20 protein-coding genes and 1 tRNA gene are annotated in these 15,575 nt (G+C 69.4%); 11 read left to right on the top strand and 10 right to left on the bottom strand.

The genetic code is table 11. The features are described 5' to 3' along the window. Positions 1 to 20 precede the first annotated feature (20 nt). The 3 genes from ABIA36_RS09005 to ABIA36_RS08995 are packed head-to-tail and all read left to right on the top strand — an operon-like array spanning position 21 to position 1,818. Complete coding sequence (locus ABIA36_RS09005; protein ID WP_369961968.1) at positions 21 to 800, top strand: hypothetical protein; 780 nt, start codon at positions 21 to 23, stop codon at positions 798 to 800. Then, positions 797 to 1,213 (top strand): phage holin family protein, encoded by a 417-nt coding sequence (locus tag ABIA36_RS09000; protein WP_369961967.1) that lies wholly within the window; start codon positions 797 to 799, stop codon positions 1,211 to 1,213. The genes ABIA36_RS09005 and ABIA36_RS09000 overlap by 4 nt, the downstream gene beginning before the upstream one ends. After that, positions 1,210 to 1,818 (top strand): DUF3618 domain-containing protein, encoded by a 609-nt coding sequence (locus tag ABIA36_RS08995; RefSeq protein WP_369961966.1) that lies wholly within the window; start codon positions 1,210 to 1,212, stop codon positions 1,816 to 1,818. The genes ABIA36_RS09000 and ABIA36_RS08995 overlap by 4 nt, the downstream gene beginning before the upstream one ends. 77 nt (positions 1,819 to 1,895) lie before the next feature. Here ABIA36_RS08995 and ABIA36_RS08990 read toward each other — a convergent pair whose 3' ends face one another. The 3 genes from ABIA36_RS08990 to ABIA36_RS08980 are packed head-to-tail and all read right to left on the bottom strand — an operon-like array spanning position 1,896 to position 4,544. Next, the gene (locus ABIA36_RS08990; RefSeq protein WP_369961965.1) at positions 1,896 to 2,654 is read right to left on the bottom strand and encodes an alpha/beta fold hydrolase; all 759 of its coding nucleotides are present in this window, start codon (positions 2,652 to 2,654) and stop codon (positions 1,896 to 1,898) included. An 11-nt stretch (positions 2,655 to 2,665) separates the two neighbouring features. Next, positions 2,666 to 3,562 (bottom strand): alpha/beta hydrolase, encoded by an 897-nt coding sequence (locus ABIA36_RS08985; RefSeq protein WP_369961964.1) that lies wholly within the window; start codon positions 3,560 to 3,562, stop codon positions 2,666 to 2,668. A 58-nt stretch (positions 3,563 to 3,620) separates the two neighbouring features. Further along, positions 3,621 to 4,544: a helix-turn-helix domain-containing protein gene (locus ABIA36_RS08980; RefSeq protein ID WP_369961963.1), complete on the bottom strand. Its 924-nt coding sequence runs from the start codon at positions 4,542 to 4,544 to the stop codon at positions 3,621 to 3,623. A 191-nt stretch (positions 4,545 to 4,735) separates the two neighbouring features. Between ABIA36_RS08980 and ABIA36_RS08975 the strand changes: the two genes are divergently transcribed. Further along, positions 4,736 to 5,845, top strand: a complete 1,110-nt coding sequence (locus ABIA36_RS08975) for an N-acetyltransferase family protein (protein WP_369961962.1) — start codon at positions 4,736 to 4,738, stop codon at positions 5,843 to 5,845. A 21-nt stretch (positions 5,846 to 5,866) separates the two neighbouring features. Here ABIA36_RS08975 and ABIA36_RS08970 read toward each other — a convergent pair whose 3' ends face one another. Continuing rightward, entirely contained in the window at positions 5,867 to 6,535 is a 669-nt protein-coding gene (locus tag ABIA36_RS08970) for a cation diffusion facilitator family transporter (protein ID WP_369961961.1), read from the bottom strand. Between the two features lie 67 nt (positions 6,536 to 6,602). Here ABIA36_RS08970 and ABIA36_RS08965 point away from each other — a divergent pair, with 67 nt between their 5' ends. The 5 genes from ABIA36_RS08965 (at position 6,603) to ABIA36_RS08945 (ending at position 9,398) form a co-directional block, all read left to right on the top strand. Further along, positions 6,603 to 7,307: a hypothetical protein gene (locus ABIA36_RS08965; RefSeq protein ID WP_369961959.1), complete on the top strand. Its 705-nt coding sequence runs from the start codon at positions 6,603 to 6,605 to the stop codon at positions 7,305 to 7,307. A gap of 32 nt (positions 7,308 to 7,339) precedes the next feature. Beyond that, positions 7,340 to 7,732 carry a hypothetical protein gene (locus tag ABIA36_RS08960; protein ID WP_369961958.1) on the top strand — a complete coding sequence of 131 codons (393 nt, stop codon included), beginning with the start codon at positions 7,340 to 7,342 and terminating at the stop codon, positions 7,730 to 7,732. 141 nt (positions 7,733 to 7,873) lie between these two features. Continuing rightward, entirely contained in the window at positions 7,874 to 8,602 is a 729-nt protein-coding gene (locus ABIA36_RS08955) for an alpha/beta fold hydrolase (protein ID WP_369961956.1), read from the top strand. Continuing rightward, the gene (locus ABIA36_RS08950; protein ID WP_369961954.1) at positions 8,602 to 8,964 is read left to right on the top strand and encodes a cupin domain-containing protein; all 363 of its coding nucleotides are present in this window, start codon (positions 8,602 to 8,604) and stop codon (positions 8,962 to 8,964) included. Before ABIA36_RS08955 ends, ABIA36_RS08950 begins: the two co-directional genes overlap by 1 nt. A gap of 56 nt (positions 8,965 to 9,020) precedes the next feature. Next, positions 9,021 to 9,398 carry a VOC family protein gene (locus ABIA36_RS08945; protein ID WP_369961952.1) on the top strand — a complete coding sequence of 126 codons (378 nt, stop codon included), beginning with the start codon at positions 9,021 to 9,023 and terminating at the stop codon, positions 9,396 to 9,398. A 40-nt stretch (positions 9,399 to 9,438) separates the two neighbouring features. Here ABIA36_RS08945 and ABIA36_RS08940 read toward each other — a convergent pair whose 3' ends face one another. Together ABIA36_RS08940 and ABIA36_RS08935 are read right to left on the bottom strand one after the other, a co-directional pair. Further along, positions 9,439 to 11,157 (bottom strand): SulP family inorganic anion transporter, encoded by a 1,719-nt coding sequence (locus ABIA36_RS08940; protein WP_369961950.1) that lies wholly within the window; start codon positions 11,155 to 11,157, stop codon positions 9,439 to 9,441. 65 nt (positions 11,158 to 11,222) lie between these two features. Beyond that, positions 11,223 to 11,609 (bottom strand): SHOCT domain-containing protein, encoded by a 387-nt coding sequence (locus ABIA36_RS08935; RefSeq protein ID WP_369961948.1) that lies wholly within the window; start codon positions 11,607 to 11,609, stop codon positions 11,223 to 11,225. A gap of 199 nt (positions 11,610 to 11,808) precedes the next feature. Here ABIA36_RS08935 and ABIA36_RS08930 point away from each other — a divergent pair, with 199 nt between their 5' ends. Beyond that, positions 11,809 to 12,429: a DUF1269 domain-containing protein gene (locus ABIA36_RS08930; RefSeq protein ID WP_369961946.1), complete on the top strand. Its 621-nt coding sequence runs from the start codon at positions 11,809 to 11,811 to the stop codon at positions 12,427 to 12,429. Between the two features lie 163 nt (positions 12,430 to 12,592). Beyond that, positions 12,593 to 12,666 (top strand) — tRNA-Gly (locus tag ABIA36_RS08925). 414 nt (positions 12,667 to 13,080) lie between these two features. Here ABIA36_RS08925 and ABIA36_RS08920 read toward each other — a convergent pair. The 4 genes from ABIA36_RS08920 to ABIA36_RS08905 form a co-directional block, all read right to left on the bottom strand. Then, the gene (locus ABIA36_RS08920) at positions 13,081 to 13,722 is read right to left on the bottom strand and encodes a hypothetical protein (protein ID WP_369961945.1); all 642 of its coding nucleotides are present in this window, start codon (positions 13,720 to 13,722) and stop codon (positions 13,081 to 13,083) included. Next, positions 13,719 to 14,216 carry a hypothetical protein gene (locus ABIA36_RS08915; protein ID WP_369961944.1) on the bottom strand — a complete coding sequence of 166 codons (498 nt, stop codon included), beginning with the start codon at positions 14,214 to 14,216 and terminating at the stop codon, positions 13,719 to 13,721. The genes ABIA36_RS08920 and ABIA36_RS08915 overlap by 4 nt, the downstream gene beginning before the upstream one ends. 122 nt (positions 14,217 to 14,338) lie before the next feature. After that, a complete protein-coding gene (locus ABIA36_RS08910; protein WP_369961943.1) occupies positions 14,339 to 14,545 on the bottom strand; it encodes a hypothetical protein in 207 nt (68 codons plus the stop codon). A 56-nt stretch (positions 14,546 to 14,601) separates the two neighbouring features. Then, positions 14,602 to 14,802 carry a hypothetical protein gene (locus tag ABIA36_RS08905; protein ID WP_369961942.1) on the bottom strand — a complete coding sequence of 67 codons (201 nt, stop codon included), beginning with the start codon at positions 14,800 to 14,802 and terminating at the stop codon, positions 14,602 to 14,604. Positions 14,803 to 15,575 lie beyond the last annotated feature (773 nt).

Below are 15,575 nucleotides of genomic sequence, written 5' to 3'. Positions count from 1 at the left end.
AAGCGAAAAAGGAGTCGAGAATGACGAACTCGGGGGACGAATTCGGCGCTACGCCGGTGTTCGACAGCACGAGCCAGACGACCAGCACGCCTCAGACCTACCGCGGCCCAGCTGCCCAGGGCACGACCGCTCAGGGCACGACCGCTCAGGGCACGACCGCCACGGGCACCGTCGCCGGGCCGGCCGACGGCGGGGCCGGTAAGACCGACGTCGCCAAGGACGAGGCGGCACGGGTCGCCGAATCGGCGAAGGGCGCGGCCGCGGACGTCGCCGACGTCGCGAAGGACGAAGCGCGCGAGGTCGCACGCGAGACGAAGGCGCAAGCGAGAGACCTCTACCGCCAGACCCAGCAGGAGCTGAGGGAGCAGGCCGCGATCCAGCAGCAGCGCGTGGCCGACGGACTCCGGAGCATCGGGGACGAGCTGCAGCAGATGGCGTCGTCGTCGCAGCAGCAGGGTGTCGCCAGCGACCTGGTCGGCCAGGCGGCGGACCGCACGCAGTCCGTCGCACGCTGGCTCGACGACCGCGACCCTGGATCGCTGCTGAGGGAGGTCAAGTCGTACGCGCGACGCAATCCCGGCACGTTCATCGCCGCGGCCGCGCTCACCGGCGTCCTCGCCGGGCGGCTGACCAGGGCGCTCGCGTCCGCGGACGACAGCGGCAGCGGAGCCGGCGCGCCGGCGCACTCCGCACACACCACGGGCGTCTCCCCCGCGCTGCCGCCCGCCGGCAGCGCGATCCCGGGCGGCACGATGGGGAGCGCCTCCACCGGCGACCTCCGTCCAGGGGGCTCGCTGTGACGGATCAGCCCACCCCCTCCGAACGTCGGGCGGAGCGCGAGTCCCTCGGGGACCTGCTCGCCGAAGTCAGTCGCGACCTCTCGGCACTCGTCCGTCAGGAAGTGGAACTCGCCAAAGCCGAGCTGAAACAGACCGCGACGCGCACGGGCAAGGGGGCCGGGCTGCTCGGCGGCGCCGGGTACGCCGCCCTGATGGCGGTGCTCTTCCTGTCCATCGCGCTCTGGTGGGCTCTCGGCTACCTGATGGGCAACGCCTGGTCCGGGGTGGTCGTGGCGATCATCTGGGCCATCGTGGCGCTGGTCCTCTACCTGACCGGCCGCAACCAGCTCAAAGCGGTGAAGGGGATGCCGCAGACCGTCGAGACGGTCAAAGAATTCCCCGAGACTCTGAAACGAAACGGAGAGAACCGATGACCGACGACCCCGACGTGATCCGCGCCGAAATCGAGAACACCCGCCGCAGCCTGAGCGGCGACGTCGACGCCCTGGCCGACAAGGTCACCCCGAGCAAGATCGCCGACCGCCAGAAGCGCAAGGTCAAGGGCGCGTTCCACTCCTTCACCCAGCGCATCATGGGCTCCGACGACGAGGACGAGTACTACAGCGGGCACGCGCACCGCTCCGTCGCCGCGCGGACCGGCGACGCCCTCGACGACGCGAAGGACGCCACGGCCGACGCCGGCCGCCGCGTGGTCGCCAAGGCGGAGGGCAACCCGGTCGCAGTCGGACTGGTCGCCTTCGGCCTGGGCCTCCTCGCGGCCTCCCTGATCCCGGCCAGCGACAAGGAGCAGGAGCTCGCCGCCAAGGCCAAGGACGCCGCACAGCCGATGCTGCAGGAGGCCGCGGAGGTGGGCAAGGAGATCGCGAACGACCTCAAGCAGCCGGCCCAGGAGGCCGTGGAGGCTGTCAAGGAGACCGCGCAGGAGTCCGTCGAGACGGTCAGGGCCGAGGCGACCGACCGCGCCGGCGACGTCGCCGACGACGCCAAAGAGGCAGGACAGCGCGTCCAGGACGCGTGACCGGCGAGGGGGACGACGGCGCGGCGCACGGCTTCGGCCGGCGCCGCGCCGTTGTCATCCCCGCACGCAGGAGGCGCTCACTGCCGAGTCGGCGACTCTTCGGGAGAGAGCCGGCGCCGAACCTCCCGAGCGACCTCCCGGGCGTGGCTGAGCATCACCACGTGCGGGGCCCCCGGGACCTCCACGAACCGGCCACTCACGGCCAGTGACGTGATCGCCCGCGACCACTCCGCGCGGGCGATCGGGTCGCGCGCGCCCCGGACGACCGTGACAGGCACTGCCAGGGCCGGGAGGTCGTCCTCGACGCGGTAGGCGAGCATGGAGGGCAGCACGGCCAGATACCACCGCGAGCCGCAACGGACGTAGTCGGTGAACACGAGCGCGTTGCTGTGCGGGCTCTCGCGGAGCGTGTCGACCAGCAGCCGGGCCGCCGCCCGCACCGGCGTCGCGTCCGCGGGTGGCATGACCGGCCCGACCAGCACCACGGCGGTCACGAGGTCCGGCCTCTGCCGCGCCAGACTCGTGGCGATCTGGGCGCCCATCGAGTGGCCCACGACCACGACAGGCCCGCACCCGCGGGAGTCGATGAACGCAGCGACGAGGCCGGCGAAGTCCTCCACGGTCAGGCGATGCCCGGGCTTGGGCGCACGCCCGAATCCGGGCAGATCCACAGCGATCACCCGGCTGTCCTGCGCGAGCTCGGGAGCGAGCCGGTGGAAATACCGCGAGCTCACGCCGATGCCGTGCAGCAGGAGGACGGTCTTCGCCGGGACGTCGACAGGACCGTCGTCGAATGTCACGACGATCGCGGGAGCCGCACCGGGACGACTGCGCACAGCGGGCCGCATCACGTCCACCACGCTCTGCGGATCGGAGCTATAGCTGAACGACCGAAGAACCCGGCCAGGGTGGCCGCGAGCTCCTCCGGCGCCTCCTCGGCCAGATGGTGCCCGGACTCGATCGGGCCGCCCACCACCGATTCGGCCCAGGCCCGCCAGATCGCCAGGGGATCGCCGAACAGCGCTTCCAGGTCGTCCCGGCTCGACCAGAGCACGAGCAGCGGCATCCGGAGTCTGCGGCCGGCGTCGCGGTCGGCCTCTTCGGCGAGCCGGTCGACGCCGAGTCCGGCGCGATAGTCCTCCAGCATCGCCCGCACGACCCGGGGATCGTGGATCGCTCTGCGCCGCTCCTCGAAGTTCTCCGCGCCCATGAGGTCGGCGTCGCCCCCGTACCAGCCGTCCGGGTCGGCCGAGATGACGCGCTCCGGCAGGTCCGGCTGCGCGAAGAAGAACCAGTGGTACCAGGCGGTGGCGAACTCGGGCATGATCCGCTCCAGGTGTTCCACGATCGGGATGCAGTCGAGCAGTGCGACGGCGGGAACGGCGTCCGGGTGGTCCATGGCCAGCCGGAACGCGACATAGCTGCCGCGGTCGTGCCCGGCCAGCAGGAAGCGCTCGTGACCCAGCTCACGCATCAGCGCGACGACATCCTCCGCCATCGCCCGTTTCGAGGCCTGCGCGTGATCCGGGAGCGGCTCCGGCGCCGTCGAACGGCCGTAGCCGCGCAGATCCGGGACGACCACCCGATAGCCGAGGCTGACGAGCAGCGGCCCGAGACGGTGCCACGTCGCGCCCGTCCGCGGATGCCCATGCAGCAGGACGACGGGCGGCCCGTCTCCACCGTGGCGCACATGGATGACCGCGTCACCGACGTCGATGTCGTCCTCGACGAATCCCTCGAACACAGAGCGCACGGTACTCCCGACGCCGGGCGAGACTCGTCAGGGGCGGGTCATCCAGCGGTCAGACGCCCTCCGTCGCCCCGAACGCGGACTGGTACGCGCGGCGGAACCGGTCCTCCGACGCGAACCCCCACCGGGCCGCCAGCGCCGCGTCAGTCAGGCCGGGCTCGCTGCGCCGGTCGAGCCGGGCGGCCGCGAGCCGGGCCTGGCGCAGATAGGTGCCAGCGCCCGTGCCCGTGCGCGACCGGAAGACCGCGTTGAGCGTGTGGAGGTCGGTCGCGGCCGCGGCGGCGACGTCGCCGAGGGTGATCGGGAGGGAGAGGCAGTCGTCTATGAACCTCTTCGCGCGCCGGTAGACGTCGGCCTCGCCGCGCCGCGTCACGGGGGCGCGGCGGCCGTCCCGCTCCAGCGGGAAGGTCTCGAGCACGCCGACCGCGAGCTGGTGGAACAGGCTCGCGCGTACCAGGGGATGCTCGATCATCCCGGACAGCACGTACTCCGAAGCCACCTGGAGGGTCTGCAGCATGGCCAGGCTGCGCTGCGGGTCGACCGGCCGGGGCGACTCGAAGGCGGGGTCGAGGCGATCGTCCGCGTAGACCTGGCGCGCGACCTCCGTGAGGCGTTCGGGGGTGAGGTAGACGTTGACGATCGTCAAGTCGTCGCCGTGGCCGAACAACTCGTGCCCGGGCCGGGACAGGAACGGGGTCGCGTAGCCGGAGTCGCGGTCGCCGTCGATCTCCCAGCGGTAGTCGCCGGAGAAGACGCCGTGGACGCCGAACTGGTCGAATTCGCCGTCGGACTGCCACTCTCCATCGATGCGGTACACCCCGACGGCGACACCCTCGTCGCCCACCTGGTTCACCCGGAACGAGAAGTCGGATCCGGGATCGCGGGAGAACGCGAACCGTCCGCCCGCCTCGCGCAACAGCGCGTCGGCCTCCGCCGGGTCGCCTGTGCAGCTCTGCACACGCCTGAGTGGGTCCACACCGGGAAGAGTACTCCCCGGGAGCTCGGCGCAGCCATCGGATTTCGCCCCTGTTCGTGCTCTGTTCGTGCACTGTCCTTGCTCTGCGGGCAGCGGCTGTGGAATGCTCTCCCTCGTGATCCTCTAGCAGCGAGCCCCTTCCTCCCCACGACCGTGGGTGAGTCGATCGACCCTGCACACGAAGAGGTTTCATGTCTACGTCAGAGAGCACCACCACCCTCAGGGGCTTCACCATCGAGCCGCTCGTCGTCCCGGCCAGCGTCGACGCCGCGGACGCGGCGGATTTCGTCGCCTTCGCCGCGGTGCGCAGCGCCGTCGAAGCGGAGCAGCGCGGCCACGGCGGCGCGGTCATGACCGCGGCCGAGCTGCTGCCGGACTGGCTGGACGAGTCGAGGCAGATGGTCGGGCTCGTCGCCAAGGTCGACGGCCGTGTCGTCGCCCGCGCGAACCTGGCGCTGCCGGCCGGCGCGCCGGAATGCTGGGGCGCGGTCTCCGTCCTCCCGGAGCTCCGCGGCCGCGGCATCGGCTCGGCGCTCTACGACCGCCTGGAGGAGCTGGCCCAGGAGGCCGGCCGCGCCACCCTCCAGAACCAGTCGACCTACCCGGCCGACGTCGCGGGCGAGGCCGTCCCCGCGCCGACGGGGTTCGGGTCGGTGCCGATCGACCTCCCGTCCACCCGGTTCCTGCTCCGCCACGGCTTCTCCCTCGAACAGGTCGGGCGCATCAGCGCCCTGTCGCTCCCCCTCGACCCGGACGCACTGTCCGCCCTCCTCGCCGAGACGGTCGCCGCGTCCACCGGCTACCGGACGGTCTCCTGGCAGGGCCGGACGCCCGAGGAGTGGGTGGAGTCGATCGCGCTGCTGCGCACCCGGATGAGCTCCGACGCCCCCAACGCCGGCATCGAGCTGACCGACGTCTGGACGGCGGAGCGCGTCCGCGCCGTCGACGACCTCTGGGCCGACAGCCCGCGTGTCGCACTGACCTCGATCGTGGTGCACGAGGCGACCCGGCAGGCCGTCGGGTTCACCGAGCTCGACGTGTCCAGCGAGTCCGACCGCCCGGCGGAGCAGATGGACACCCTGGTGCTGCGCGAGCACCGCGGCCACCGGCTCGGGATGCTGCTGAAGCTCGCCAACCTGCGCGAACTGACCGCCCGCTTCCCCGGCTGCGGGCTCGTGGAGACGGTCAACGCGGAGGAGAACCGCCCGATGCTGGAGGTCAACGACGCGATCGGGTTCGTCGCCTCCTCCTACTCGGCGCGCTGGCGCAAGCGGATCGGCGGTGCTCCCGAAACCGTGTGAGCGCGGATACGACGACCGCGCTCAGTCGTCGCCGAAGTCGACGGCTCCGCCCCGCAACGCGGCGACGGCCTTCACGATCAGCCGCACCGCGGCGACCCCGATCACCATCGAGACACCGAGCGCGAGGACCGGGTCCAGCCAATACGCGCCGCCGGTGAGCAGGATGATGAGGCCGGCGACCGCGATGGCGGCGGCGACCGCGGCGTCGGCCAGCGCGTCCAGGAGCACCGACCTCATGTGGAGGTCCTCGTCGCGCGCGGAGAAGCCGAGGACGAAGGCGCCGGCCAGCATCACGACCATGGTCACCAGACTGACGATCACCACGGGGAGTCCGTCGACCGGCGGCGAGCCCTCCCGCAGCCGGCCGATCGCCTCCCCGACCACCGTCGCGGTGACGACGAGGAGCAGAGTCCCGTTGACCAGCGCGGCAACGGCGATGGGCCGGTTCGCGTGCGGGTGCCCGGGGTCGCGATCCCGCAGAGCGATCGCGACCAGCCCGAGGCCCAGGGCGAAGCAGTCCGCGACGGTGTCGCCCGCCGCGGCCAGCACGCTCACCGACCCGGCGGCCAGACCCACGACGACCAGCCCGACGATCAGAGCGGCATTCAGCCCCAGCACGATCGCGATCCGGCGAGCCTGGCTCCGCCGCGGTCCACGGTCGGCCGCCACGATGTACGGCTCGGAGTCCACGCACCCGATCCTGTCACGTGGAAGGATCTGACCGAGCGCACCGACGACGATGTCGAAAGGACCTCCCATGACCGACCCCGCGATCGACCCCGCTATCGCCAGCCCTCGCATCGCCCGGGTGGGCGGCTGGTTCGGCATCGCCGGACCGGTGCTCCTGACGGTCTACTTCGCGGCCCCCGTAGTCGCGGGCTGGCCGTATGCGGGCGGGACCGACGCCCAGCTCACCGCGTACGCGCGCTCGCACGAGTCGCTCTTCTACGCCGGCGCCTGGCTCCAGGTCACCGGCGCCCTCTTGAGCGTCGTGTTCTTCCTCGTGCTCGCCACACGCACGGGCAAGGGCGCCTGCTTCGTCGGCCGGCTCGTCACCGTCGGCGCGGCGCTCCTGATCGGCGTCGTGGTGATGGAGGCGACCTTCCTCATCGCGGTCCCGATGGCCGCGGCGGCCGGCTCCGGCGCCGGCGTCTCCACCGCCTTCACGCTCAGCAACGGGGTGTTCGCCAGGGTGTTCCCGCTGGCCCCGGCACCGCTGCTGTTCGCGGCCACCGGGTTGGCGCTGCGCCACACCGCCGTGCTTCCCCGCGCCTTCGCCCCGCTCGCACTCGTGGTCGCCGGCCTCTTCGAGCTCGCCGGGATCGCGGCCATCTTCAGCACGGCCGGCTTGATCGCCGCCATCGCGATGTCGATCCTGCAGGAGGTGTGGATCGTGGCCGCGGCGATCGCGCTCCTGCTCCGGGCACGGACGACAACGGCCGCCGCTCCGGTCAACCCCTGACACGCGCGGATCGCCGGACGTATCGTCGCGCCATGCCTACATACACCGCGACCCGACCGCTCGACGGCGACGCCGACGAATACTTCGACTACATCGCCGACCCCGAGAACCTCCCGGCGTACTTCCCCCGCATGACGGCGGCCCACGAACTCCCCGACGGCAAGGTCGAGACGACCGCGCACGTCGACGCGGACCGCGACGGCGAGGACGAGACCGTGACCTCCGTCGCGGAGTTCGACGTCGACCACGCCGCACGGGAGGTCCGCTGGTCTGCGCCCGGACCGCACGACTATCACGGCTCGCTGCGCCTGGCGGAGGACCGGGTGGAGCTGACCATCCACACCACCGAGGAGTTCGACGGGATGCAGCAGGCCCTCGACGGCACCCTGGCGAGCATCGCGGACAACCTCCGACGTCGCGAGTGAGCTGAATCCTGAATCTCTAGCCGGGCTAGGCAATTCTCGGTACACTGGCCGCGTCGCCCGGGTCGCCCGGACGCCGGCGGCGTACAGCGGCGACCGCCGGCGATCACTCACGCTGACGTCGATCGTGCGAAGGAAGCCACGATGTCCGACACACGCAACTCCGATCCGACTGTCGTCCTGGTCCATGGCGCGTTCGCCGACGCGGCGAGCTGGGCCGGCGTCATCCGGCTGCTCCAGGCGGAGGGGGTGCGCGTCCTGGGCCCGGCTGTCGCACTGCGCGGCATCGCCTCCGACTCCGACTATCTGCGCAGCGTCGTGCAGCAACTCGACGGGACCGCCCTGCTGGTCGGGCACTCCTACGGCGGAGCGATCATCAGCAACGCGGCCACGGGCCTCGACACCGTCCGGGGCCTGGTCTTCGTGTCCGGCTTCGCGCCCGACGAGGGCCAGTCGCTCGGCGAGATCGAGGGCACCTCGCGCGACAGCGCGCTCGGGCCGGCCCTGGTGCAGAAGACCTTCCCCGGTCCGGACGGGCAGCCCGCCGTCGAGCTGTTCGTCGACGAAGCCGAGTTCCCCCGGGTGTTCGCCGGAGACCTGCCGCCGGAGCAGGGAGCGGTGCTCGCCGCCGCCCAGCGCCCCGTCGCGGCGGCCGCCTTCGACGAGAAGAACGGCCCTCCGGCCTGGCGGCAGCTGCCCTCCTGGGCGGTCGTGGCCACCGGCGACAAGGCGGCCGGTTCGGACGTCCTCCTCGCCATGGCGCGCAACGCCGGCGCCGAGTTGACCGAGCTGGAGGGGTCGCACCTGATCATGGTCTCCCAGCCGCGCGCCGTGACCGATGTGATCCTCCGCGCACTCGAAGCCGTCCGCTGATGGGCGCCGACCCGCAACGCGACGACCTCGCGGGCCGCCTGCACCGCACGGAGGTCCAGCGCGCGGAATCCTCGATCCCGGGCCGGATCATCGTGCAGGTGCTGACCGAGATCCCCGAAGGCGTCGAATCCGGCTGGCACACCCACCCGGGCGAGGAGGTCGGCTACATCCTCGCCGGCACGGTGGAGATGCAGCTCCGGGGAAGCGCGACGCTGCGCCTGGATGCCGGCAGCGGGTTCCTCATCCCGCCGAACACGCCGCACAACGCCCGCGACCTGGGCCCGGGCACCGGACGCATGCTGTCCACATACGTGGTCCGCGACGACCGGCCGCTGGCGAGCTTCGCGCCGCAGGACGCGTGACGCACAGGCGGTCGGCAGGGCTGGCGCTGGAGTCCGGCTCGCCGGATACTGAGCGCGTGGAGATTCTGCAGGTCGCACAGCACGCCGACGACCTCGACCGCGCCGCGGCCTTCTACGAAAACCTGCTCGGGGAGGCCCCGGCCGCCCGCTTCGACCCACCGGGCCTGCTGTTCTTCAACATCGGCATCGGCCGCCTCCTGCTGGAGAAGGGCGCGCCGTCGGCACTCGTCTACGTCCAGGTGGACGATGTGGCCGAGACCGTGGAGCGGCTGCGCAGCGACGGCGTGAGAGTGGTCACCGAACCGCACGTCATCTTCACCCACGCGGACGACGCGATCGGCCCCGCCGGCAACGACGAGTGGATGGCGTTCATCGAGGACAGCGAAGGCAACACGGTCGGGCTCGTCAGCTACGAGCCGCGGCACGACCCCTGAGAGCGCGCGAACCGTCGGCAGTTCTCCGTCGCCGAACGGCTCAGCCTCCGTCGTCGCCTCGCCCGGCAGCGGTGTTCCTCTCCGCCTCGACCGCCCGGTGGATGTTGCCGTGGATGTGGTCGGCCCCGATGAGCTCGACCACTCCCTCGCGTTCGAGCACGGCTCGCGGGCCCGGCTTCAGCCGCGTGAAGCGAAGTCGGACGCCGGCGTCGCGGGCGAGGGTCACGACGTCCGCGAGCGTGGCCGCACCCTGGGCGTCGACGAAGTTCACGCCGCCGCAGTCGAGCACGATGCCGGTCAGGTCCGGGTTGGCCTGGATGACGTCGCGCAGGTGGTCCTCCAGAGCGTCCGCTGTGGCGAAGAACAGCCCGCCGTCGAAACGGACCACCGCCACGTCGGGCAGTATCTCGTCGCCCGGGTGGGCGTCCACCTCCCGGAACACCTGGGTTCCTCGCTCGCGGCCGAGGGTCGGCATCTCCGGGTGGGTGGCCACCGCGACCAGCCACACGAGGGAAAGCCCGATCCCGATGATCACACCGGCGAGCACACCGAAAACCAGGGTGGCGAGGAGCGCGACGATCGCGATCCAGAAGTCGACCTTCTTCACCCGGAACAGCCTCCGCATCTCCGGGACGTCCATCATGCCGCTGACCACCGCTTCGATGATCAGCGCTCCGAGCACCGCCTTGGGAAGGATCGAGAACAGCGGTGCCAGGATCAGCAGGGTCAGCAGCACCGTGACGCCCGAGGTGAGCGAGGCCAGCCCGGTCCTGGCGCCCGAGCGGTCGTTGAGCGAGCTCGCCGACAGACTCGTGGAGACGGGCATCCCCTGAAAAAGCCCTGCGCCGATGTTCGCGGCGGACTGGGCGACCGACTCCTGGTTGATGTCGATCCGGTAGCCGTGCTTGGCCGCGAACGTGCGCGCGTCGCCCGCGGTCTGTGAGAAGCCGATCATCACCAGCGCCACAGCGGCCAGTGCGACAGTGCCCGCGTGCTCCCACAGCAGCTGCCCGTTCGGGAGCTTCGGCAACGGCAGGCCCCGCGGCACCTTTCCCACCACCGCGACGCCTTTGGCCTCCAAGCCGAGCAGCGCCGACGCCAGCAGGCCGCCCACCACGAGCACGAGAGCGCCCGGGACCCGCGGAGCGATCACCCGCAGCCCGAAGACGACGACGAGCGAGACGGCCCCGACCAGGACCGTCGTGCGGTGCGCCTCGCCCAGCGTCCCGACCCACGACCACAGCTCCTGGATCGGGTTGGCGCCGCTGGTCTCGGTCCCGGTGAGCTTGGGCAGTTCCCCGATCACGACGTCGATCGCCGCGCCGAAGAGGAAGCCGGTGACCACGGCCCGCGAGAGGAACTGCGCGATCCAGCCCATCCGGAAGACGGCGAGCAGCAGGAAGAGGATGCCGGAGGCGAGGGTGATGCCCGCGACGAACGAAGCGACGTCCTGCTCGCCGGTGATACCCGCCGCGAGCACGGCGCTGGCCGCCACCGCCGCGAGACCGGAACTGGGCCCCATCGAGATCTGCCGGCTCGTCCCGAAGATCGCGTAGAGGATCGCGCCCGCTGCGGCGGCGTAGAGCCCGTTCTGCAGCGGGACGCCCGCGATTCCGGCGTACCCCAGATTCTTCGGGACGATGAGGGCAGCGACGGTGACCCCGGCGATCAGGTCACCCCGGAGCCACGCGCGACGGTAGGACCGGAGCTGGCCGACGATCGGGACCAGGTTCGGACGTTCACCGCGAATCCGGGGCATGCGCTCGTATTACCGCACGGCCGAGTCGCGGAACAAGGTCATCCCTGCGAACGAAGACTCCTCCGTTATGCCACCGTCCCGAGCGCCTTGGCTTTGAGCGTCTCGAACTCCGCAGGCGTGATCGCGCCGCTGTCGCGGAGTTGCTTGGCCGCCTCGATCTCGGCCGCTGGAGAGGTGCTCCCCGCCACGGAGCGGATGTAGTCGTCGGACTGCGCCTGTGCCTGCCGTGCGCCGGCCATGCTGCGCTGCGCCATCCGCCCGCCGCGCGCGATCAGATAGATGAAGGCTGCCAGGAAGGGTGCGACGACGAGGAACAGCACCCACAAGGCCTTCGCCCACCCATTGAGCTCGGGGTCGCGGAAGAGGTCGATGAAGACGCGGATGAAGATCGAGATGCAGACGACCACGAGGTAGAACCAGAAGGACCAGACGAGAAAATCCCAGAAAGTCATAGCGACGGCGCTCCTTCCGCGGGGCGAGGATCGCCTCGCGTGGCCGAAAGGTACGACCATGGGCGACCGGATGGCTATACCCGATTCGGACGCCGATCGTCGGAACTAGCCGACGCCGGCATCCGGCATAGCCACAAGCGAAGCCCCTCCCTATACTTGCGGCCGAAACGGCAGTCACCCCACTTCAAGGAGACCCGACATGAGCGACGCAACATCCACTCCCGCGGACGGGACCGGCGCAGATGACACGGGCGTCGGCGTGACGGCGGCGGGCATCAGCGACGGCGCCTACACGCTGATCGCCGCCGATTTCGCGGACACCGAGATCGCAATGGAGGCGTACGAAGCACTCAAGAAGGTCGAGGACGGCGCGACGGTCAAGATCGACGGAGTCGTCGTCGTCAGACGGGACACGGGCGGCAAGCTCGAAGTTCAGAAGGCCACCGATCACAGCACTCGCGAGGGCCTCACCTGGGGCGCTGTCGGCGGCGCGGTCCTGGGTGTGCTGTTCCCGCCCTCGATCATCGGCAGCGCCCTCGTGGTCGGCGCAGGCGGCGGCCTCATCGGGAAGCTGCGTGAGCGCCACCACAAGAAGGAGCTGGCGAAGGAGCTCGAGGACGCGATCGCACCCGGCCACTCCGGCATCATCGCACTGGTCTCCAACCCCGGCGAGGTCAAGATCCGCACGGCGCTCGAGAAGGCCGACCGGATCGTCGAGAAGGCTGTCGACGATGCCGCCGCGGCGGACATCAAGGCAGCGGGCAAGGATTCGGACAGCGCGGCCTCTGCCACCGAGAGCAGCTCTTCCGACAAGAAGTGAATCGGCTGCGCGGAGGCGAACTCCGTGAGCGTGGCCAGCGAAGCTCATCCGGATCCCGCGATTCTCACAGCGGTGATTAACGGTGAGTTTGGCCAAAAACCGTTGACCGGGTAGTCTGGGCCGCAGCCTTACTTCCCAGTGTTTATCTGGGATTTTGGGCCGCGCGAGTGTAGTTCAATGGTAGAACTTCAGCTTCCCAAGCTGATAGCGCGGGTTCGATTCCCGTCACTCGCTCCACTGTGTTTGTCATATTCCAGACGATCCTCGGCTGACAAGGGCGAGGAAACGGCCGGGTTGCGCGATCAGCCGATTTAGCGGTGGAGGGTCGCCACGTAGATGATGCCGAGGACGACCACGGTGCCGAGCAGCGCCGTCCAGTAGTAGCCGCGCTTACTCATCGCCGGGCCTCCGTTCCGTGTCAGAGCCGGGTTCGTGCCGGGCCTGTCGTCGAGACCAGAGGATCCAGATCAGGTTTCCGACCGCGATAACGGCGCCTCCGACAGCGAAGATGTAGTTGACGTGCTGCCACCCGGAGAGGATTCCGGGAACAACGCCGATCAAGACGAAAGCCACACCCAGCGCGAACCCGCTCCATTGGCGTTCGCGCTTTGTGCTTGCGTTAGCCTTCATACTGCCGAGTTCCCTTTGAGGTCAGCTTCGTCCAGCATTATCGGGGCGGCCCCTGTGCTGTCTCAGGAATGCTCCTATCTGTCGGTAGTTGATCAGTAGTGCGATTGCGGCGCCGAGGTAGCAGGCGATCGCCACGATGAAGAGGATGAGGGCGAGTGTCGAGGTGGTGTTGAGGGCTATCCCGATGGTCATGAGAACGGCGCCCGTGTAGATGGGTACGAGCCCGAGGGTTGCCCGGCGCGCTTGTTGTCCTGCGGCGATGATCGTGGCTGCGTGCTCTGTGTCGAGCGTTTGCTTACCTCGGATCTGTTTCATCACTGCCTTGCGCTCGGCGCGGTTCAGCGGGCTCATGACCGCCCGCCACCGTGGCACGTAATGGCCGGTTCTTCTTCCCCAGATGAATCCAGCGAGCCCGACAAGGATCCCCAGGACGACCAACACCAGCTCCGCTATGCCGCCGATGCCTCCGCCTGACCCGCGGTACGACGGCCGTGGGAGAAGGATGGCAAGCGCGAACCCGATCAGCCATGACACGACGAGAAGGCCTACCACCCACGTCAGCAAGCGCGATCGTCTGCGGCCCATCCGGTCGTCAGTGGCACCTTCTGCGAGCCGGTCCGCTGCACGCCACCGAACCTCCGCCGAGTCCGCAGTCTCGGTCATCGAATGCTCCCCGCTCCGTTCCGCTGCCCCGCTACTCGACGCGGCCGGAAGTATTCGCTCCCCGGTTTGACGAAAATCAGCACCGTAGCCACGACCCCGACGACGGCACGTACCGCTCCGACCCCGTACCCGCCGAGGACACCGAACAGTGAGAAGGCGGTCACGACCAGCAGGACGATGCGCGCCCAGTTCGCGCCGCGTCGCAGGAACACGGCGGACACCACGTACGCGGCGGCGTACACGACCCCGACGGTCGCGGCGAAACCCACACCGAGCACGAACGCACTCGTAGCCACGTCTGCGGCCAGCCTGCTGTTATGAGGCAGGTGAGCCGTGGCCGGCTCGACGGTTATCGCCGCGAGCACAACTCCAACTAGAACCAGGGCGGCGACGATGAGGTAGAGCCAGAACGCGACAGTGACCTGCCGAGGGATTCGCGCCGCCGAATCAGACCCCCCTGCCTTTGTTGCAGACAGGCCCGAGTCGCCGCTCATTTGTGGCTCCGTCGCACCCGACCGGCGAAGCATGCGCGCTTAGGCATCGCTGGCTCTCCGTTCCGTGTGCTGCCGGGTACGTGCAGGTGTCGCGAGGCGCGGCCGGTGGTTATGTGAGCTCTTCAACTTTGCCGGCTCCGTCCGGCGAGAATTGCGGCGGTGACACCCCAAGCCGCCAGTATCGCTGCCGCTATGAAGAACGGGACAAGCGGCGGCCGGGGCGCGGGAAGCTCTGGGATGAGAAGGAGAACGAGCGCCGCGGCGGCGAACGACGCGAGGGATGAGATGAAGAGCATCCGTTTGCGCTGGAACATGCTCAGGGGTTTCATCCCGAAGAGGGAGAGATAGGTAGGGGCTCTATCGGGTCTACGCATGAAAGGGCGGCCTATCGGGCGCGGTTGGAGGACCAGGTGTTGAAAGCGAAGATGGCGTTGACTGCGGCCAACGCGAACACCATCCAAGCCGTCGATGTCACCACTGGCCTACCGCCCACGAAATACAGGTTGACTAATGAGGCGACGGCAACCAATGAGGATGTGACAGCGACTGTTCGCATGCCAGGCACCTGCATCTTCTTATCGTTCACGAAGGTCTCTCCTTGATCTCGCGTTGCTCATTCACTTCGGGAGCGCCCGAATCTGAGTCGTAGTAGCGCAGGAATCGTTGCGATGAGGTAGCACCCGCCAATCGCCGCCGCCTAGCCGGCGCTATCGGGGAGAGCGCGAGTACGGATCCGAGCGCGATTGCCGACGGGTGACGTATCCGGGCGCGATCGATACGTTGCCGCGTCCGCGTCGGTCCGCCAAAGCGACTCCTCACCGCCTCCGTCAAGCATCCGGCCGTCCGGCGGGCGCTGCACACGGTATCCCTTCATCCGACGATGAGCAACTGTCATGTTTCGATGTCGGCTCGGCGGGTTCCGGCGTACAGTTCGCTCATGAAGGTCAGCCCGAGCCTGAGATTCTGGGGCGAGCGGAATCGGAATCAACGTCCTGGTGATCGGGATCATGTTCATCGTCTTTCGAGCCGGCATCTCCCGAGGGCTTGAGAAGGTGCGGCACCCGACGGGGACTTTTCGTTTACACAGCGACGCGCGTGGTTCTTGCGATTGAGGGTCTGCTGCTGACATGGGCTCTCCACAGCGCGTCGCCGGTCGCGTGGATTCTCTGGGCGCTATTCATCGTGGGCCGCGGCGGCCAGGCGGCGGCGCAGGCCGCTCGAAGACGCTGACGGCTAGGCGTACGGTTCGGGTCGTGAGTTATTCTCGGAATCGGTCGAGGGCTCTGCGGCTGGCGACTCCGTCGACCGCCTTGGCGGTCTTCGACCTGATTCTCCTTCCGTTCACGCAGCTGTGGATTG

The organism is Leifsonia sp. EB34 (assembly GCF_041260585.1).
Taxonomy (GTDB): domain Bacteria; phylum Actinomycetota; class Actinomycetes; order Actinomycetales; family Microbacteriaceae; genus Leifsonia.
This window is presented reverse-complemented; position numbering and strand designations above follow the sequence as displayed.

What these genes read in the sequence shown, in the direction of transcription:
- ABIA36_RS08920 (WP_369961945.1), bottom strand. Translation starts at nt 13,722, where the DNA reads ATGACCGAGACTGCGGACTCGGCGGAGGTTCGGTGGCGTGCAGCGGAC.
- ABIA36_RS08975 (WP_369961962.1), top strand. Translation starts at nt 4,736, where the DNA reads ATGTCTACGTCAGAGAGCACCACCACCCTCAGGGGCTTCACCATCGAG.
- ABIA36_RS08995 (WP_369961966.1), top strand. Translation starts at nt 1,210, where the DNA reads ATGACCGACGACCCCGACGTGATCCGCGCCGAAATCGAGAACACCCGC.
- ABIA36_RS08960 (WP_369961958.1), top strand. Translation starts at nt 7,340, where the DNA reads ATGCCTACATACACCGCGACCCGACCGCTCGACGGCGACGCCGACGAA.
- ABIA36_RS08940 (WP_369961950.1), bottom strand. Translation starts at nt 11,157, where the DNA reads ATGCCCCGGATTCGCGGTGAACGTCCGAACCTGGTCCCGATCGTCGGC.
- ABIA36_RS08915 (WP_369961944.1), bottom strand. Translation starts at nt 14,216, where the DNA reads ATGAGCGGCGACTCGGGCCTGTCTGCAACAAAGGCAGGGGGGTCTGAT.
- ABIA36_RS08955 (WP_369961956.1), top strand. Translation starts at nt 7,874, where the DNA reads ATGTCCGACACACGCAACTCCGATCCGACTGTCGTCCTGGTCCATGGC.
- ABIA36_RS08930 (WP_369961946.1), top strand. Translation starts at nt 11,809, where the DNA reads ATGAGCGACGCAACATCCACTCCCGCGGACGGGACCGGCGCAGATGAC.
- ABIA36_RS08935 (WP_369961948.1), bottom strand. Translation starts at nt 11,609, where the DNA reads ATGACTTTCTGGGATTTTCTCGTCTGGTCCTTCTGGTTCTACCTCGTG.
- ABIA36_RS08910 (WP_369961943.1), bottom strand. Translation starts at nt 14,545, where the DNA reads ATGAAACCCCTGAGCATGTTCCAGCGCAAACGGATGCTCTTCATCTCA.
- ABIA36_RS08950 (WP_369961954.1), top strand. Translation starts at nt 8,602, where the DNA reads ATGGGCGCCGACCCGCAACGCGACGACCTCGCGGGCCGCCTGCACCGC.
- ABIA36_RS08965 (WP_369961959.1), top strand. Translation starts at nt 6,603, where the DNA reads ATGACCGACCCCGCGATCGACCCCGCTATCGCCAGCCCTCGCATCGCC.
- ABIA36_RS09005 (WP_369961968.1), top strand. Translation starts at nt 21, where the DNA reads ATGACGAACTCGGGGGACGAATTCGGCGCTACGCCGGTGTTCGACAGC.